This window comes from Prochlorococcus marinus str. MIT 9314 (assembly GCF_000760035.1).
In the GTDB taxonomy this organism is placed as follows: Bacteria; Cyanobacteriota; Cyanobacteriia; order PCC-6307; family Cyanobiaceae; genus Prochlorococcus_A; species Prochlorococcus_A marinus_B.
Genome location: NZ_JNAO01000001.1, coordinates 28112 through 45750 on the forward strand (window position 1 = coordinate 28112; position 17639 = coordinate 45750).

19 protein-coding genes are annotated in these 17639 nt (G+C 32.6%); 11 read left to right on the top strand and 8 right to left on the bottom strand.

The features are described 5' to 3' along the window. Window positions 1-12: 12 nt before the first annotated feature. From pyrH to EU98_RS08475, 3 genes are all read right to left on the bottom strand, one after another. Window positions 13-717, bottom strand: coding sequence for a UMP kinase (gene pyrH / locus EU98_RS08485; protein WP_025965445.1), 705 nt, complete (start codon window positions 715-717; stop codon window positions 13-15). 127 nt (window positions 718-844) lie between these two features. Beyond that, window positions 845-1537: a cob(I)yrinic acid a,c-diamide adenosyltransferase gene (gene cobO, locus EU98_RS08480; RefSeq protein ID WP_032514895.1), complete on the bottom strand. Its 693-nt coding sequence runs from the start codon at window positions 1535-1537 to the stop codon at window positions 845-847. A 34-nt stretch (window positions 1538-1571) separates the two neighbouring features. Then, on the bottom strand, window positions 1572-2741 hold the full coding sequence (locus EU98_RS08475; protein WP_032514896.1) for a site-specific integrase: 1170 nt from the start codon (window positions 2739-2741) through the stop codon (window positions 1572-1574). A gap of 65 nt (window positions 2742-2806) precedes the next feature. On the opposite strand from EU98_RS08475, the gene hemH reads away from it, so the two are divergent. The 3 genes from hemH to EU98_RS08460 all read left to right on the top strand — a co-directional run bounded on the left by hemH (window position 2807) and on the right by EU98_RS08460 (window position 6295). After that, a complete protein-coding gene (hemH, locus tag EU98_RS08470) occupies window positions 2807-3982 on the top strand; it encodes a ferrochelatase (RefSeq protein WP_032514897.1) in 1176 nt (391 codons plus the stop codon). A 126-nt stretch (window positions 3983-4108) separates the two neighbouring features. Further along, window positions 4109-5872 (top strand): biosynthetic-type acetolactate synthase large subunit, encoded by a 1764-nt coding sequence (ilvB, locus tag EU98_RS08465; RefSeq protein WP_032514898.1) that lies wholly within the window; start codon window positions 4109-4111, stop codon window positions 5870-5872. Between the two features lie 72 nt (window positions 5873-5944). Continuing rightward, window positions 5945-6295 carry a hypothetical protein gene (locus EU98_RS08460; RefSeq protein WP_032514899.1) on the top strand — a complete coding sequence of 117 codons (351 nt, stop codon included), beginning with the start codon at window positions 5945-5947 and terminating at the stop codon, window positions 6293-6295. A gap of 6 nt (window positions 6296-6301) precedes the next feature. Here the strand turns inward: EU98_RS08460 and pgeF are convergent, their stop codons facing one another. From pgeF to EU98_RS08445, 3 genes are read right to left on the bottom strand one after another with little or no spacing between them, the layout of a single operon-like run. Continuing rightward, window positions 6302-7084 carry a peptidoglycan editing factor PgeF gene (gene pgeF, locus EU98_RS09390; protein WP_342665649.1) on the bottom strand — a complete coding sequence of 261 codons (783 nt, stop codon included), beginning with the start codon at window positions 7082-7084 and terminating at the stop codon, window positions 6302-6304. Between the two features lie 22 nt (window positions 7085-7106). Next, a complete protein-coding gene (locus EU98_RS08450) occupies window positions 7107-8012 on the bottom strand; it encodes a Tab2 family RNA-binding protein (protein ID WP_032514900.1) in 906 nt (301 codons plus the stop codon). Continuing rightward, entirely contained in the window at window positions 8009-9214 is a 1206-nt protein-coding gene (locus tag EU98_RS08445; protein ID WP_032514901.1) for a S1 RNA-binding domain-containing protein, read from the bottom strand. The genes EU98_RS08450 and EU98_RS08445 overlap by 4 nt, the downstream gene beginning before the upstream one ends. Before the next feature lie 66 nt (window positions 9215-9280). On the opposite strand from EU98_RS08445, the gene EU98_RS08440 reads away from it, so the two are divergent. The 6 genes from EU98_RS08440 to folE all read left to right on the top strand — a co-directional run bounded on the left by EU98_RS08440 (window position 9281) and on the right by folE (window position 14678). Beyond that, window positions 9281-10075: a creatininase family protein gene (locus tag EU98_RS08440; protein WP_032514902.1), complete on the top strand. Its 795-nt coding sequence runs from the start codon at window positions 9281-9283 to the stop codon at window positions 10073-10075. A 111-nt stretch (window positions 10076-10186) separates the two neighbouring features. Continuing rightward, the gene (locus EU98_RS08435) at window positions 10187-10915 is read left to right on the top strand and encodes an aldehyde oxygenase (deformylating) (RefSeq protein WP_032514978.1); all 729 of its coding nucleotides are present in this window, start codon (window positions 10187-10189) and stop codon (window positions 10913-10915) included. Between the two features lie 108 nt (window positions 10916-11023). Then, on the top strand, window positions 11024-12064 hold the full coding sequence (locus tag EU98_RS08430) for a long-chain acyl-[acyl-carrier-protein] reductase (RefSeq protein ID WP_025924281.1): 1041 nt from the start codon (window positions 11024-11026) through the stop codon (window positions 12062-12064). A gap of 3 nt (window positions 12065-12067) precedes the next feature. Beyond that, the gene (locus EU98_RS08425) at window positions 12068-13075 is read left to right on the top strand and encodes an acetyl-CoA carboxylase carboxyltransferase subunit alpha (RefSeq protein WP_032514903.1); all 1008 of its coding nucleotides are present in this window, start codon (window positions 12068-12070) and stop codon (window positions 13073-13075) included. Continuing rightward, window positions 13050-13784, top strand: coding sequence for an SDR family oxidoreductase (locus EU98_RS08420; protein ID WP_032514905.1), 735 nt, complete (start codon window positions 13050-13052; stop codon window positions 13782-13784). The genes EU98_RS08425 and EU98_RS08420 overlap by 26 nt, the downstream gene beginning before the upstream one ends. A gap of 153 nt (window positions 13785-13937) precedes the next feature. Then, a complete protein-coding gene (gene folE / locus EU98_RS08415; RefSeq protein WP_025945790.1) occupies window positions 13938-14678 on the top strand; it encodes a GTP cyclohydrolase I in 741 nt (246 codons plus the stop codon). On the opposite strand, the gene EU98_RS08410 is transcribed toward folE, so the two are convergent. After that, on the bottom strand, window positions 14675-15331 hold the full coding sequence (locus tag EU98_RS08410) for a phosphoribosylanthranilate isomerase (RefSeq protein ID WP_032514980.1): 657 nt from the start codon (window positions 15329-15331) through the stop codon (window positions 14675-14677). The genes folE and EU98_RS08410 overlap by 4 nt on opposite strands. A gap of 55 nt (window positions 15332-15386) precedes the next feature. On the opposite strand from EU98_RS08410, the gene EU98_RS08405 reads away from it, so the two are divergent. Continuing rightward, window positions 15387-16610, top strand: a complete 1224-nt coding sequence (locus EU98_RS08405; RefSeq protein ID WP_032514906.1) for a site-2 protease family protein — start codon at window positions 15387-15389, stop codon at window positions 16608-16610. A gap of 22 nt (window positions 16611-16632) precedes the next feature. Here the strand turns inward: EU98_RS08405 and EU98_RS08400 are convergent, their stop codons facing one another. Continuing rightward, entirely contained in the window at window positions 16633-17361 is a 729-nt protein-coding gene (locus tag EU98_RS08400) for a lipoyl protein ligase domain-containing protein (RefSeq protein ID WP_032514907.1), read from the bottom strand. Between the two features lie 101 nt (window positions 17362-17462). On the opposite strand from EU98_RS08400, the gene psaM reads away from it, so the two are divergent. After that, on the top strand, window positions 17463-17567 hold the full coding sequence (gene psaM / locus EU98_RS08395) for a photosystem I reaction center subunit XII (RefSeq protein ID WP_025887817.1): 105 nt from the start codon (window positions 17463-17465) through the stop codon (window positions 17565-17567). Window positions 17568-17639: the final 72 nt, after the last annotated feature.

A 17639-nucleotide genomic window follows, 5' to 3' on the forward strand; every position in this document is an offset into this window, starting at 1 on the left:
ATTTAATGATCTTTAACTAATTAAAGAGCCTATTGGCTCACCAGCAACAGCTTTAGAAATGTTCCCTTTTTTGAATATATCAAAAACCATAATAGGGATATTATTATCTTTGCAAAGAGCAATCGCAGTACTGTCCATTACGGCAATTTCATCACTAAGAACTTGTTGATAACTGAGAGAGGAATATTTTTTGGCATCTTTAAATTGATTAGGATCACGATCGTATACTCCATCAACTTTAGTAGCCTTCATAACAACTTCAGCGTTTATTTCTGCTGCTCTCAAAGCTGCCGTAGTATCAGTTGTAAAAAACGGATTTCCGCATCCACCTCCGAAAACTACAACTCTACCTTTTTCTAAGTGCCTCATGGCCCTTCTTCTTATGTAGGGTTCGGCAATTTCCTGCATTTCTATTGCAGTTTGAACTCGTGTTGCAACTCCTACTCTTTCTAATCCATCTTGAAGTGAAATAGCATTCATTACTGTTGCGAGCATCCCAACATAATCAGCTGTCGCTCTATCCATGCCATCTGCAGACCCTTTAAGCCCTCTAAAAATATTCCCGCCCCCAACAACTATTGCAAGTTCTACATTATTTTCGACTACTTTTGAAACATCCTCTGCAATTGACTGAACTATAGCAGGATCAATACCATAAGGTTTTTCACCCATTAGTGCTTCACCACTAAGTTTTAAGAGAACTCTTTTGTAAGTCATTCAATAATTGTACTTTTAAGACCTTAGCAAGTAAAAGCACCAAATTTATTTTTTGTTCAGATATTGCTTGCGTCTTTAAACATTTCTAAACTAGCCTAAAGAAATTTTAAATAATAATTTACCTTAACTAAAATTCAATACACTTTTGTGCTTTTATTCCTTGTTCTTTAAATGGATGTCTTATAAGTTTCATTTCTGTAACTAGATCAGCGTAATTAATAATTGAATCAGATGCTCCCCTTCCAGTTAAAACAATATGATTTTTTCTATTATTCAAGCTTTTTAAAAAAGTGATTATTTCTTCAGGTTCAAGATAACCAAGTTTTGTCGCAATATTAATTTCATCAAGAATGATAAGTTTATAAGATTCGTCTTGAATGTATTTTTTGGCTAACTGCCAGGCCTCTTGAACAAATTTTTCATCTCTTATTCTGTCTTGTGTTTCCCAAGTAAATCCCTCTCCTAATGAATGCCAAGATAGATTTGAAGAAAAGCTTTTAAGTGCTTTTTCTTCTCCAGTGGTCCAGCCTCCTTTGATAAATTGAATTATTGCTACCTTATAGCCATGCCCTATCGTCCTTAAAGCCATACCTAAAGATGCCGTTGTCTTGCCCTTGCCATTTCCTGTGAAAACCATTAATAATCCTTTTTTTGTTTTTCTAATTTGTAGTCTTTCGGCTTGAATATCTTTTCTTTGCTGCATTCTTCTTTTATATGAACTTTCATCGCTATCCGGTGATAATTTACCTCCCATCCCAAGTTTATTTGCTTGATTATCGAGGTTAAATATTTTCTCAGAAGATGAATGTTTTTCTCGCATATGACCCTTATATTTATATATTCATTATAAAACTTTAAATATTTTTAACTCTTTTAACTTTTAAAAGTGCATTATTTACCGCCTGTTGTTGATCTCTTTTAGTAATCCAGTGGTGATAGGTTTGAGTATGTAAACTAACCGAATGTCCCATCATTCTGGCAGCCACAGTATCAGGTAAATCATAAAAAATTGTTCTTACTGCCCATGCATGCCTTAGATCATAAGGTTTTATTTGCAAAGAGTAACGCTTAAACTGGTCTGTTATTTTTTTTCCAATATTTTGTAAGGTTGTAATTTTAAGGTCTCTATTGATATTTGGTAGAAGTTCTGGATTTTCACCAAGTTTTGATAATTCGAATTTTTCCACCCATTCAGGATGAAATGGCCAAACTTGATGCTCCCCAGTTTTAGTTGTAGGTAAAACTCTAATAATTTTGTCCCCAAAATTTGTTAGAGAACTTAAATCACAAAAAAATACTTCATGATTTCTTAATCCATATGTAGCCATCAAACCAAAAACAAATTTCCAAGATTTGTTTGGTATCTTCTCCCAAAGTTTCTCTATTAATTCGTCTGTCGGGAGGTCCCTAAATCCTGCTTTGTTTAGACCATATCCTCTAGAATTTAATTTCCAATCTTCTGGTAGTTTAATGTCCAAAAACTTGGCCAAAACATTTAGAGAAGTAGCGCATTGTTTTCTACTTCTGCTTCCTTCCTTATAACTTTCGACTGTCTTTTGAAATATTTTCTCTAAAGCTTCATTTTCGTGATCACTATAAACATCTAGGATTCTTTTCATATATGGTTTGTAAGAACTTCTCCAGGTAGATTTTCTAGTGCTGGTTCTAAAATCACCTTTTTTTTCTTTAAAAAAAAATTCCTCAAATTGATTTAATTTATTTGGGAATTCAAAACCATCTTTTATTTGCTTTTTATAGGGATTGCCTATCCAATTAATCCAATCAAATTGATTCAATTCCAATTGTAAATTGATTAATTGTAATTTTTTTTTAGCTTCTTCTAATCCAGAAATATTAGCCTTTAAACCAAGAGATATTCTTTGAACTTTAAAGTTATTTTTATCTTCTTTGGAGGGTAATGAACCACGAATATTTAATTTCTCTCCTCTTTTCTCAATTTTAAGCTTGCTTCCTTGAGTAGCAAATTTATCATTGACATTATTAATTTCCTGAATTACGTTCATTAACTTATATAATTGACCTTATAATGACGTTTTTAATGTTTATTTTCAATCTCCATAAATTTTAGATGGATAAAATAGGCGTCTTACTAATGAATTTAGGGGGGCCTGAACGCATTAACGATGTAGGCCCATTCTTATATAATCTTTTTTCTGATCCAGAAATAATCAGGACCCCTTTCCCTGTTTTTCAAAAGCCCCTAGCTTGGTTAATTAGTACGCTTAGGAGTACTACTTCACAACAGGCCTACCTTTCCATAGGTGGAGGTTCACCTATCAGAAGGATAACTGAACAACAAGCAAGAGAATTACAATCTAAATTAAGGGACAAGGGTTTTAATGCCACTACCTACATTGCTATGAGGTATTGGCATCCTTTTACCGAATCAGCTATTGCTGATATGAAAGCAGATGGCATAGATCAAGTTGTTGTAATACCCTTGTATCCGCATTTTTCTATAAGTACTAGTGGTTCGAGCTTTAGAGAATTAAAAAAATTGCGAGATTCTGATGATGAATTTAAGAAGGTTCCAATGAGATGTGTAAGGAGTTGGTTCAGTCAATCAGGTTATTTAAAGTCTATGGTCGAATTAATTTCTGAACAGATATCCCTTTGTGAATCACCTTCAAAAGCCCATATATTTTTTACTGCTCATGGAGTTCCTAAGAGTTACGTAGAGGAAGCTGGAGACCCTTACAAACAACAAATTGAAGATTGTTCTTTATTAATTATAAATGAGCTGGAAAAATGTTTAGGTCATAGTAACCCTTATACACTTTCTTATCAAAGTAGAGTTGGCCCTGTTGAATGGTTGAAGCCTTATACAGAAGAAGTGTTAGCTGATCTTGGAAAGTCAAATGTTAATGATCTGATTGTGGTCCCTATAAGTTTTGTTGGAGAGCACATCGAAACCTTGCAAGAAATTGATATTGAATATAAAGAAATTGCTGAAAAGGCTGGTATCAAAAATTTTCGGAGAGTTAAGGCTCTTAATACTCATCCTACTTTTATTGAAGGTCTTAGTGAACTAGTGATTTCCTGCTTGGAAGGGCCTCTAGTTAATATTGAGGAGGCTTCTCAATTACCTGAAAAAGTTAAACTTTATCCTCAGGAAAAGTGGCAATGGGGTTGGAATAATAGTTCAGAGGTGTGGAATGGAAGAGTTGCAATGATTATTTTTCTTGTGCTTTTTATTGAACTTATTTCAGGCTCTGGACCTCTACATAAATTAGGAATCTTATAAAAAAAAAATTGATATTTATTTGAAAATTTTTAAATTTTTTTGAATACATTTCTGACATTACATTTCTAAATGAGGCAAAAGTATTTAAATAAGTTTAATATTTATAGTAAATATTGAATTTCTTTAGTGACCCTTACTTCGAGATCCTTTTCAAAGGGTAGTTTAAAACATGAAAATCCAGTTTGGATAACTGGTGCAGATGCACTAATGGATTCTTTAAAAATTCATGGAGTAAAAGTTATATTTGGATATCCTGGGGGAGCCATACTACCAATATATGATGCTGTTCATAAGGCAGAACAAGATGGTTGGTTAAAGCACTATATGGTTAGGCATGAACAAGGTGGTTCACATGCGGCTGATGGATATGCAAGATCTACTGGTGAAGTAGGAGTATGTTTTGGAACCTCAGGCCCAGGTGCAACAAATTTGGTAACTGGAATTGCCACTGCGCAAATGGATTCAGTCCCTCTAGTTGTAGTTACAGGTCAAGTCCCAAGACCTGCTATAGGGACAGACGCTTTTCAAGAAACTGATATTTTTGGCATAACTCTTCCAATAGTGAAACATTCATGGGTAATAAGGGATCCTTCAGATATCGCGAAAGTAGTTTCTGAAGCTTTTTTTATAGCCTCATCTGGAAGGCCTGGCCCTGTTTTAATTGATATACCCAAAGATGTAGGTCAGGAGTTCTTTAATTACCAAAGAGTTTTGCCTGGTGAGATTATTCCTAAAGGATTTAAAAGGAATGGAGAAATTAATGATTGCGATATCAACAAAGCAATTAAATTAATAGAAGATTCTGAAAGACCTCTTCTATACGTAGGAGGTGGAGCAATATCTTCAGGAGCTCATGATTCAATAAAAACTTTGGCAAAGAATTATCAAATACCAGTTACCACAACTTTAATGGGGAAGGGCGCTTTTGATGAAAAAGATAATTTATCAGTAGGGATGTTAGGAATGCATGGAACTGCTTATGCAAATTTTGCTGTTACAGAATGCGATCTTTTAATTGCTATTGGAGCTAGATTCGATGATAGGGTGACAGGGAAATTAGATACTTTTGCACCTAATGCAAAGGTAATTCATATAGATATCGACCCAGCAGAAGTTAATAAAAATAGACGTGTAGATGTTGCAATTGTTGCTGATGTTTCAAAAGCCGTTCTAAAAATTAATGAACAATCTCTAAAAAACAAATTTACTTGCCGGACGAAAAACTGGTTAGAAAAAATTCATTTTTGGAAACATAAACACCCTTTATATGAACCGCCTAAAGAAGGAGAAATTTATCCTCAGGAAGTTCTTTTAAAAGTGAGGGAACTTTCACCAGAAGCTTATATAACTACAGATGTAGGGCAACATCAGATGTGGGCTGCTCAATATCTTAGGAATTCTCCAAGAAAATGGATTAGTAGTGCAGGCTTAGGAACTATGGGTTTTGGATTACCAGCGGCAATTGGAGTAAAAGCAGCCTTACCTAATTCAGATGTAATTTGTATTGCAGGAGATGCAAGTGTATTAATGAATATTCAAGAATTAGGAACCTTATCTCAATATGGTCTAAAGGTGAAATTGATTATTATCAATAATCGCTGGCAAGGGATGGTAAGACAATGGCAGGAAAGTTTCTATGATGAAAGATATTCCTCATCTGATATGAGTTGTGGCGAACCTGATTTTGTAAAACTTGCAGAGTCTTTTGGAGTTAAAGGATACTTAATTTCTGATAGAAAACAATTACAGAATGAATTAAAAAATGCGCTTGATCATGACGGCCCTGCCTTGATTAATATCCTTGTCAGAAGAGGTGAAAATTGTTATCCAATGGTTCCGCCTGGTAAAAGTAATGCTCAAATGGTTGGATATGTTAATTGTGAAGACTAATTTTAAAAAAAAAAATTCTTGATTTTTAAAAATTAACTTTATGATAATTCAAAAATCTAAGATATTTCTGAATTGAAAAAATTATCAAAAATTTTAATTATAGTGTGCTTGATTGCTATTAATCCTGTAATAGTAAACTCGGCCGAAATTCTTCAAATTAAAAGTTCAAATACTATTTTGGTGGGGGATCAAAATAGAAATTTAACTATTGGATTATTTTGTGTAGATGTAAATGAAAATGATGAGATTGAAGCAACTAATTTACTTAAGAGTGAATTCCCAAGGGGAAGCAAAGTGAAAATAAAGCCTTTTGGTTTCAAAGAGAATGTTTTGTTAGCCAAAGTTTTTAATATTAAAGGTACTAAGGAGATGACGGAATTATTGGTGGCTAAAAACTTAAGTAGTGAAATTTGTCCAAGTTAATTATCTTTATGAGCAAATAAGATTCCATTGTCTCGAGATTGTTTTGCTCCTCCTCCAAGAATAAAATTCATTATTGAATTTGTATGTGCATATATTTGAGATGTCTATATTTGTATGAGGGATGTTCTCATTTAAAAGTTGTTTATAGGCAGATCTTTTTAGATCAAGTTGATTTAAGTTTTGTTCTCTGATGTGATTTGAATCAATAAAACTAAGATCTTTTTTAGTTTTAGTCAATTTGACAGTTATGTTTTTGTTTTCGGCCTTTCTATAAAATTTTTTGAGTGTAATTTTATCAACTAGATAATGTTCCTTAGAAATAGCTGGTCCTATTGCAACAAGTAAGTCATCTCTGGATGTACCAAGAGTATCGAAAATTTTTACCAGATTTTTTATTATTTTTTTTTCTAAACCCTTTCTTCCACAATGCAAGGTTGCTACATTTCTTGTACTTTTATCTGCAAAAAATATTGGCATACAATCAGCTGTGTAAACCCATAAGTTTTGATTGCATTTATTGCCAACAAGACCATCTGCATCAGTCTTAGTTCCTTTTTGCGAATGAGATCCAAACACTATCACATTACTGTGAATTTGATTGGAAACACAATTTATGGAATTTTCATTCAAGTGATTTCCTAATAATTGAAGATATTTCTCGGAGCAAGACTTCGTGAAGTATGCATGTTTGAAATTATTTTGACTAAGAATAGGTGATGAATAATACTCAAATTTTTTGTTTTGAATATAAATTTCATCTTTTGAGAAATATATTTCTTTGTATGGAATAGTTCCTGCTCCTAAATTAAATTTATGGAATTAATTCAATATCTCTTAAGATCCAGAATCCTGCAAATTTTTCGATATAAGGCGTTGACTGTATGGAAATAAATTGATAATCAAAAGAATTTTTTTTATTCTCTAAAAACTTTGTATTCAAAATGCTTGCATCTTTTTCTGGTAAATCAGTTACCAGCCACTTATCATCTTCTGAAGCTTCAAGTATTAGTTGGTTCTTATTTACGATTAATTTAATAGGTTCTAAACAACTAAACCATGCAGAAAGTGCCAAAGATCTATCTTTGCTAAAAAGTCTTAATCCTGGAACTAAGTAATTATCATCTAAATCTTGCTGAATTGGGAAAATATCTCCAAATTCCATAGGCCAATTTTCTGCTGATTTTAATTCGCCAATTGATATTTCAGAGATAGTTAAAGCATCACCTCTTACTGCTTCTGGTAGAGGTGTAGGTGAGTTTTCCATTTTAGAAGTAAAAGTAGGAGCTAATACACCTCTTACATAACCTTTTTCCTTTGGATAAATCTCTTTTTCAAGAAATTCGATTCTATCTAATAAATTGTAAGTTCTCCTACTTACAATAGCCTCAATACTTACGGCCTCAAGAGATTTCTTAATGATCGATTTCATTGATGACCTCCAGAATCGAACTAGAGAAGGTTTCTCCCACCCTTGTTTTTTTGCTTCACTTATTGCTTCATTTAGCGCCTTTGTAAGCCAAACTGAATTAACTTCATTAGCAGGACACTTTTTGTTCCAGAGAAAAACATCTTGTGTCTTATAACTTCTTGTAGAGCAGATAATTAATTCCCACCTTTTTTTTCCATTTGATTCAATAATGGGCCTTGAGTAAAAGTCTAATTCCCAATCTGAAATTTTTAATTTAAGACTTGACTCCATTCTTTTTTTAATGTTCATTTATCTTGTTCTTTTTTATCGAAGAGTGCTTTAGTTTTTAGTGCTCTCTCTGTGGCTTCTTGCATAACTTTTTGCTTATCAATAATTAATTCTCCCGCAGAGTTTTCTAGGAGTGCTGTATTGAGACCAATACGACCTTTTTCGAGGTCTATTTCAGATATTAAAGCTTTTATCATTTCCCCTTCTCTAAAAACTTCTCTTAAAGAACGAATCGATCCATTTGTTAGTGAGGATTGATGAAGAAGTCCACTAGCTCCACCTAAATCTATAAAGAAGCCATATGGTTTTACTGCTAAAACTTCTCCTTCAATTAATTGACCTAATTCTAAACTTGTAATTTTAGAGACTAATGATGCTTTCTTTTCAGAGAGAACTAATTTTCTGGATTCTGGATTCACCTCAAGAAACGCTACTTTTAGAGTTTTGCCAACAAAAGATTGATAATCTTGACCATCTTCAAGTTGGGATCTTGGGATGAATCCTCTTAATCCATCTACATCACAAGTAAGCCCACCCCTATTAAATCCATTAATTAAAACGTTGATTAATTCTCCATTTTTTGCGGAACTTGATACTTTCTCCCAACTTTGCCTGAGAATTAATGCTCTAGCGCTCACCGTTACCATCCCATCAGCATTTTGTTCTTTGATTACCAAAACTTCCATTTCAAGGCCTATAGAAAACTTTTCTTTAAAGTTAGTGATTACACCCAAACCACATTCTTTTTTGGGCATATAACCAGGTGCTTTCCCCCCAATGTCTACATATAATCCATCACTTTCGATTGCTATAACCTTACCTGAAATTGTTTCTCCTGTAGCCCCAATTGGCTCATTTGCATTTAAAGCCTCCAAAAAAGCACTTTCATCAAAGTCGAATTCATCAACTGTTCTTTCTAATTGAAAATCTGTGTTTTGCTCAGAAAAGTTAAGGGGTCTATTTAGGTCTTGTTGAGTTAAATTTTGTTGAGAAATATCAAAATTCTTGGTGCTTTCATTATTGTCCTCAACTTTTTTTACTGAATCATTTTTAATGATTTGCGGTTTGATTGCGATATCTTCTTTCTTAATTTCTTCTTGCGAATTGGTTTGCTCATTATCTATTTTTTGAGTATCTTTCTTGCTTATGTGAAGTACCTGAAGAGGTTTTTTATTGCCCTTTGGTTGGATATTCTCTTGGGCATTTTTATTACTGACTCCCATTGTAGGTAAAATAAGAATAATTAATTATTAACATACTCTAAATGTTAGTACTCAAAATTAAAATTAATGAACTTTAAACCAATACCTAATAAATTTGAATATTTAAATTGGCAAGAAATTGAGTGTGTTGCAAAAGACAAAAGATCAACAGTGATTTGGCCATTCGGTGCTGTTGAGCAACATGGGCCGCATTTGCCTCTAGCTACAGACAGTATTTTTGTTGATGAAATTATTAGCGAAGTTTTCAAATTATTCCCTGCCGATATTCCATTAAAAAAACTTCCAACACAATATATTGGTTTTTCTCCAGAACATAAGGGTTTTGCAGGGACAATTTCATTTTCCTCAAATTTAATAACGTCAATGATAAAGGAAGTCGGAGGTCAATTATCTGAAATGGGTTTTAAAAGATTGATATTAATTAATGGACATGGAGGTCAAATTTCACTTTTAAATACAGCTGCAAGAGAGCTAAGAAGTGTCGCACCAAGTATTGCAGTTTTCCCTTGTTTTTTATGGAGTGGCGTGAATGGATTGAATGAATTGTTAACAAAAACTGAGATTGAAGATGGGCTTCATGCTTCTTTAGCTGAAACAAGTTTGATGCTGGCTTTGAAACCAGAATTGGTAGGTGATGAACGCCCAAATGAAGGTAATAACGCAGAGATCCCTGAAGGCTGGAGTCTAGAGGGCAATGCGCCTACTTCTTGGCTTACTGACGACTTCAGTAAATCAGGTGTTATTGGAGATAGTAGAGGAGCAAATGAGTCTTTAGGGAAAAATTTAAAAGAATTATTGATTAATCATTGGTTCAAATTGATTATGAATCTGATGCAATCAGATTGGCCAAACAATTCTTAAATAAGTTTAAGTAAAAAATGTGACTTAACAATTGAAACTATTTTCATGATATTTAAATAAACTCTCTATAATCGTGTAATATTCATGCATAATGAGCTAAAGATTACTGACATGCAAACTCTAGAATCAAATAAAAAAATTATTGAAGAATCGACTAATCCGATTTCTTTAGAATTGCCCGACTTCACTACAGATTCTTATAAGGATGCGTACAGCAGAATTAATGCAATTGTTATAGAAGGAGAGCAAGAAGCTCATGATAATTACATTTCAATAGCAACTTTAATTCCAAATGAGATAGAGGAGTTAACTAAATTGGCAAGAATGGAAATGAAGCATAAAAAAGGCTTTACTGCATGTGGAAGAAATTTAGGTGTAGTAGCTGATATGGAATTTGCTAAAAAATTCTTTTCTAAATTACATGGTAATTTTCAAGTAGCCCTTGAAAAAGGAAATTTAACAACATGTCTTTTAATACAAGCTATCTTAATTGAAGCATTTGCAATTTCTGCTTATAACGTTTACATAAGAGTTGCGGATCCTTTTGCAAAAAAAATAACAGAGGGAGTTGTTAAAGATGAATATCTGCATTTAAATTATGGTCAAGAGTGGCTTAAAGAGAATTTATCTACTTGTAAAGAGGAATTAATGGAAGCTAATAAGGTTAATCTTCCGTTAATTAAAAAGATGTTAGATGAAGTAGCTGATGACGCATCAGCTTTAGCTATGGACAGAGAAGAATTAATGGAAGAATTTATGATTGCTTATCAAGATACATTGATGGAAATAGGTCTAGACAATAGAGAAATTGCAAGAATGGCTATGGCAGCTATCGTCTAATTACATTTCTAATTAATTAAGAATTTTAATAATTAATCAATCCTATTTAAGTAGTTACCTCTGTGCTATTGTTCATAACATTGTATAGAAACCATTTATAAATTTTAAATGTTTGGGTTAATAGGCCACTCAACCAGTTTTGAAGATGCGAAAAGAAAAGCTTCGATGCTAGGCTTTGATCATATTGCTGATGGCGACTTGGATGTTTGGTGTACTGCTCCTCCTCAGCTTGTTGAAAATGTAGAAGTTAAGAGTGCTACTGGAATATCTATTGAAGGTTCTTATATAGATTCGTGCTTTGTTCCTGAAATGCTTTCTAGGTTTAAAACGGCTAGAAGAAAAGTACTAAATGCTATGGAACTAGCTCAGAAAAAAGGGATTAACATTACCGCTTTAGGAGGATTTACTTCTATTATTTTTGAGAATTTTAATCTTCTACAGCATAAACAAATTAGAAATACTTCATTAGAGTGGGAAAGGTTTACTACGGGCAATACTCATACCGCCTGGGTTATTTGTAAGCAACTAGAAATAAATGCGCCTCGTATTGGTATAGACCTTAAAAAAGCAACTGTTGCTGTAATTGGTGCTACAGGGGATATTGGTAGTGCTGTTTGTAGATGGCTTATCAATAAAACTGGGATTTCAGAGCTTCTTATGGTAGCAAGACAACAAGAACCACTGGCGCTGTTACAAAAAGAATTAGATGGTGGCACTGTAACAAGCTTAAATGAGGCATTGCCTCAGGCGGATATTGTTGTATGGGTTGCAAGTATGCCTAAAACTATTGAAATTGATACAGATAACTTAAAAAAACCATGTTTAATGATTGATGGCGGATACCCCAAAAATCTTGATGAGAAATTTCAGGGTGAAAATATTCATGTTTTAAAAGGAGGTATAGTAGAGTTTTTTAATGATATTGGTTGGAATATGATGGAACTTGCGGAAATGCAAAACCCTCAGCGAGAGATGTTTGCTTGCTTTGCAGAAGCTATGATTTTAGAATTTGAAAAGTGTCATACAAACTTTAGTTGGGGAAGAAATAACATTTCCCTTGAAAAGATGGAATTTATTGGAGCAGCGTCTTTAAAACATGGTTTTTCTGCTATTGGACTTGATAAGCAGCCTAAAGTATTAACTGTCTAAATTATGGCTAAACGTTACCTCCTTGATTTTGAAAAGCCTCTTGTTGAACTTGAGAAGCAGATAGAGCAAATTAAAGAATTAGCCCGAGATTCAGAAGTAGATGTTAGTCAACAGCTTTTGCAGCTTGAAACCTTAGCTGCTAGGAGAAGAGAAGAAATATTTAAATCTCTCACCCCTGCTCAAAAGATTCAGGTAGCTAGACATCCTCAAAGACCAAGTACGTTGGATTTTGTTCAAATGTTTTGTGATGACTGGATCGAATTACATGGAGACAGAAATGGTGGCGATGATATGGCACTAATTGGTGGGATAGGTTCGATAAATAATAGACCAGTGCTGATGTTAGGGCATCAGAAAGGAAGGGACACAAAAGAAAATGTAGTAAGAAATTTTGGGATGGCAAAACCAGGAGGTTACAGAAAAGCTCTTAGATTAATGCAGCATGCAAATAGATTTTCTTTGCCAATTCTTACATTTATTGATACTCCTGGAGCTTATGCTGGTTTAAAGGCTGAAGAACAAGGTCAAGGTGAAGCGATTGCAAGAAACCTTCGAGAGATGTTTGGATTGAAAGTTCCAATTGTGGCTACCGTTATTGGAGAAGGAGGTTCTGGAGGAGCACTTGGAATAGGTGTTGCCGATAGGTTATTAATGTTTGAACACAGTGTTTACACAGTTGCTAGTCCAGAAGCATGTGCATCAATTTTGTGGAGAGATGCTGCGAAGGCTCCAGAAGCTGCATCAGCACTTAAAATTACAGGTAAAGATTTACTTAAATTAGGTATAATAGATGAGGTATTACCAGAACCTTCTGGTGGGAATAATTGGGCTCCTTTGGATGCTGGTAACACACTAAAAGAGGCTATTGAGAAACACCTTAATGCTTTACTGCAAATGCCTGAAAACGAATTAATTGAGGAAAGATACAAAAAGTTTAGGGTTTTAGGTAAATTTATCGAAGCAAATAATATTGAAGAGATTTATAGTGAAATCCCCCAAAAAACTGAATAACTTGAAACTAGCTTTTATAACGGGTGCTACGAAAGGTATTGGTAGATCTACCGCAATTACTTTTGCTAATGCTGGCTGGGATTTAATTTTACTCTCCAGGAATATAGATTTAATGGAGAAACTAAAGAGCGAACTGTTGACCACTAAATCAAAAATTAACCTGGTGAAGTGTGATTTATCTAATCCTCTACAAATAAAGCATCGTGTTATAGAGGCAATTGAGAAGTATGGATGCCCTTCAGTATTGATAAATAATGCCGGTTGCGCATTTAATGGTCCTTTAGTTGAAATGGAATTAGGTCAATGGGAACAAACTATTCAAATAAATCTCACAAGTGTTTTTCAAATTTGTAGTTCAATAATTCCTCAAATGAGAAAAAATGGTGGTTTAGTTATAAATGTTAGTAGTCATGCCTCTTATAATGCATTCCCCCAATGGGGAGCTTATTGTGTTTCAAAATCTGCACTAGCTATGTTTACTAAATGCTTGAGGGAGGAGGAGAGATCTAATTCAATAAGAGCGTGCACAATCACTCTTGGTTCAGTAAATACTCCTCTTTGGGACTCCGAATCAATCAATTCTGATTTTGATAGAACTTCTATGCTCTCCTCAAAAGAGGTATCAGAAACTATTCTATACATGGCTCAAAAACCTGAATCACAATTGATCGAAGACTTGACTTTGATGCCTTCTGGCGGAGCCTTTTAAACATATTGTTTATCTGATTAATCTTAAAACAGTGATTTTTTTTAGTGATACTAGAACCCGATTGAACAAGAGAATGTGATATAGTATATGAGCAATTAAGCTTTTGGAAGATACAGTAAATTAAGTTGCATACAATTTTCTGTTTAAAATTTTATGACCTCTACATTACCCAACGATAATATTAGAAACTTTGACGACCAGATTACTAATAAACTAATTTCTGAAATTATAAGAGACAGAATTAAGAATTCTGGTACAAGATTTAGTGCTAACGATAATATTTCTGATTTTATAAATCCAGGCGAATTAGAAATTTTAGAAAAAGAAGTAGCCTCAAGAGTTAAAGACTTACTAAAGTCCCTCGTAATTGATGTTGAGAATGATCATAATACTCAAGAAACTGCTGAAAGAGTTTCAAAAATGTATCTAAATGAAGTTTTTAAAGGTAGATATCATGAACAACCTAAAGTTACAAGTTTTCCTAATGACAAGAATCTTGATGAAATCTATACAGTTGGTCCAATCTCGGTAAGATCTGCATGTTCACATCACTTAGTTCCAATTCTAGGAGAGTGTTGGATAGGTATTAAACCTGGAAATAAAGTCATAGGACTTTCAAAATTTGCGAGAGTTGCTGATTGGGTTTTTTCAAGACCTCATATTCAGGAAGAAGCTGTAATGATCCTTGCAGATGAAATTGAAAAACTGTGCGAACCTAAAGGTTTAGGCATTATTGTAAAAGCCCAACATTATTGTATGAAGTGGAGGGGAGTCAAAGAACCAAATACAAGTATGATAAATTCTGTGGTTAGAGGCGATTTTAGACACGATTTAAGTTTAAAACAAGAATTTTTTGAGCTTGTAAAACAGCAGTCTGCTACAAATAATTACTAATTTCTATTTAAAAAATTAAAAAGATCTTCCGTTTTTTTTAAATCTTTTAAACCCGGAGAAAATTCAATACTACTTGAAATATCTAGTCCATCAGGTTTTATATCTGCAAGGATTTCATTAAGCCATTCAATTGATATTCCACCTGCTAACCACCAAGGTTTGCTAAATTGGAGATTCTTTAAATAAGTAGATTTTATTTTTTTCCCTGAACCTCCATAAGTTTTTTCATTCCAAGAATCAAGTAGGATAGCATCTACAAAATCCTCAAAAGGCTTTATTTTATCTATATCCTTTTCCGTTTTTATTCTGAAAGCCTTCCATAGGCCAATATTAGGAATTTTTTCTCTTATTTTTTTGCAGTAATCAATATCTTCATCTCCATGTAATTGAATGATAGTTTCACTCGGGTTTCCTAAGAAATTTTTAATAATTAAGTCTATTGGACAATTTTGTACAACTGAAACCCTCTCGATTTTTGGATGCAACTTTTCTAATGTTTTAAAAATTTTTTTCTTAATTTCAGCTGATATATATCTTGGTGACTCTTCCACTGAAATAATGCCGATAGCATTCGCTCCTAATTTAGCGACTTGAAGAGCTTGTTCTTCAGAAGTTAGTCCACAAATTTTAACTAGAGGATTAGTCTTGAGCATATCATTATCCTGCATGTAAGATTAATATTATTGCTAAATATAGCGGAGATTATTTTTGAGAAGTTGGCAAATTTTTAAAATATGGGGAATTCCCTTTAAAGTTCATCCCTATTGGTTTGTTATTCTCTTTTTATTCTCATGGAGTATAAGTAATCAGGTCAATTTATCTTCTGGCGATATCTACAATAATAAAGAAGCTTGGATTATAGGGTTTTTAACTTCTTTTTTCTTATTATCTTCAATTATTTTTCATGAGGTTTTTCATACTTTTGTTTCACTTAATCAGGGCGTAAAAATAAAAAAAATTACTTTTTATTTTTTAGGAGCAATTTTACAAATAGATAAGTATTGTCAAACTGCTTTAGGTAATATAAAAATTGCAATTGTAAGACCTCTTTTATGTTTTGCTACAGCCTCTATCTTACTTTTGATTAGTAATAACAGTGCATCTCAGGAACAAATAGCAGTTAATGTAATTTCAAGAGTAGGTATATTTAATCTATTCTTAGGCTTCTTAAATTTGATTCCAATTAGTTCTTTAGATGGAGGGAATTTATTAAAAAGTATTATTTGGCATTTCTCAGGGAGTAAAAATAAAGGAAGAAATTTCCTCAATAAAGTAAATTTATTATTATCTTTTTTTGTTTTATTTTTTGGGATAATTTGTTTGTTTAGATTTAACTTTTACTTTGGTTTTATTCTTTCTTTTTTGGGCTTGTTTGGAATTAATTCTTCAAAATCTGAAAGTCAATTTTTTAAAATTGAGAACATACTTAAATTTAGTAAAGTTTCTGAGATCAAATTAAAACCTTTGAGGAAAATTGAATACGATTTAAATTTCTCAGAATTTAATAAGTTAATAAAAAATAAGAAGGATGCATCGGATAAATATTTTTTTGTTACGAATAATGGTAGATGGACCGGTTTTGTTGATGAGAATATTTTAAAAACTGTTTCCTTAAAAAAATGGGAACAGAACTTTGTTGGAGATTTTAAGAAACCAATCGATAGTTTTGAAAGTGTATCTTATGACGATAAATTATGGAGAACTATAGAAAGACTTGAAGAAACAAATGAAGGTTTTTTATTGGTTCTAAATGCTGCAAATATCCCTTTGGGGATAATTGATAGGTCAAAAATTGGAAACTTTGTCTTGAATAAATTAGGTTTTAATTTGCCTACAGATATTGTTAACAAATTAAACTTTAAAAATAATTATCCCTTAGGAATTGAATTGCCGAGAATAATTAATTCAATGAAGCAGAAAGGAGATCTTTAATAATTCTTGCTATTAAAAATTTCTATTTTTTATTATCTATGGCAATATTTTTGAAATTTATATTTGATTTTTTTTCCATGAATGAATTTCTCAAATGTTGAACTATTTCATCATTTGTTAGTTTTAAATTTATTTTTGGTGGAGCTTCTTCTTTAAATAATTTGAACCACAAATCTCTTGAAGGATTTGTTTGAATTTCTCCATGTTGAAGGAATGCACCTTTTTTACGAAATTGAGCACTACCTATTCTCTTAAATCCATCCTGATCAACTAAATCGGAAATTAATGAAGTCCCAAAACAATTCGTTTTAATACTTGATTTTCTTAAATTACCATATTGTAAGTTTAGGCCTAATTCTCCAAAACTTTTAATTAACCAATTATTAACCATTTCATAACTTAAGACTTTATAGTAAGTTTTTTTAAATGTTAATGCATATGTTATACCTCCTGAATGCAGAACAGCTCCCCCTCCAGAGGGACGTCTAACAATATTAATTTCCCCATTTGATAATAAATTTTTCCAATGAAGAGGAATTTCCTTTTGGTGAAAGCCAATTGATAGCCAATCCCCAGTCCAATAGTAGAACCTCAATGTGAGAATTATTTCGGGATTCGAAATTGTCTGATCTAAAGAATTTAAATCTAAAGCCATCTGATCAAATCCAGGTAAAGTATTTGTTGAAAAAATTAAAGCCTGATTTTCAATTCCCAAAACTAAATTTGTAGGTTTATTTATGATAATTTTCAATAAATTTTTTCTTTCAATTTGTTAATTACGTAACATCATTTTGTAATAGTGTTTCAAATCTTCTCTTTTAGGTGGAGAATATAGAAAATGATTTTTTTCCCATGGAGCCAACTCAAACAATAAATCTTATTGCATTAAGCCTCATAGTTGTTATGCATGCAGGAGTTTTAGCATTAAGACTAGGAATTAGTTTAGGTAGAAACTAAAGTCTATTAGAAAATTTAAAATTTATAAGGTAATAATAAAGTAAGACTGAATTGATTTATTCAGTAAAAATA

What these genes read in the sequence shown, in the direction of transcription:
- EU98_RS08440 (WP_032514902.1), top strand. Translation starts at nt 9,281, where the DNA reads ATGAACTTTAAACCAATACCTAATAAATTTGAATATTTAAATTGGCAA.
- EU98_RS08450 (WP_032514900.1), bottom strand. Translation starts at nt 8,012, where the DNA reads ATGAACATTAAAAAAAGAATGGAGTCAAGTCTTAAATTAAAAATTTCA.
- EU98_RS08475 (WP_032514896.1), bottom strand. Translation starts at nt 2,741, where the DNA reads ATGAACGTAATTCAGGAAATTAATAATGTCAATGATAAATTTGCTACT.
- EU98_RS08425 (WP_032514903.1), top strand. Translation starts at nt 12,068, where the DNA reads ATGGCTAAACGTTACCTCCTTGATTTTGAAAAGCCTCTTGTTGAACTT.
- psaM (WP_025887817.1), top strand. Translation starts at nt 17,463, where the DNA reads ATGGAGCCAACTCAAACAATAAATCTTATTGCATTAAGCCTCATAGTT.
- folE (WP_025945790.1), top strand. Translation starts at nt 13,938, where the DNA reads ATGACCTCTACATTACCCAACGATAATATTAGAAACTTTGACGACCAG.
- hemH (WP_032514897.1), top strand. Translation starts at nt 2,807, where the DNA reads ATGGATAAAATAGGCGTCTTACTAATGAATTTAGGGGGGCCTGAACGC.
- EU98_RS08445 (WP_032514901.1), bottom strand. Translation starts at nt 9,214, where the DNA reads ATGGGAGTCAGTAATAAAAATGCCCAAGAGAATATCCAACCAAAGGGC.
- EU98_RS08430 (WP_025924281.1), top strand. Translation starts at nt 11,024, where the DNA reads ATGTTTGGGTTAATAGGCCACTCAACCAGTTTTGAAGATGCGAAAAGA.
- EU98_RS08410 (WP_032514980.1), bottom strand. Translation starts at nt 15,331, where the DNA reads ATGCTCAAGACTAATCCTCTAGTTAAAATTTGTGGACTAACTTCTGAA.
- EU98_RS08435 (WP_032514978.1), top strand. Translation starts at nt 10,187, where the DNA reads ATGCAAACTCTAGAATCAAATAAAAAAATTATTGAAGAATCGACTAAT.
- pyrH (WP_025965445.1), bottom strand. Translation starts at nt 717, where the DNA reads ATGACTTACAAAAGAGTTCTCTTAAAACTTAGTGGTGAAGCACTAATG.
- cobO (WP_032514895.1), bottom strand. Translation starts at nt 1,537, where the DNA reads ATGCGAGAAAAACATTCATCTTCTGAGAAAATATTTAACCTCGATAAT.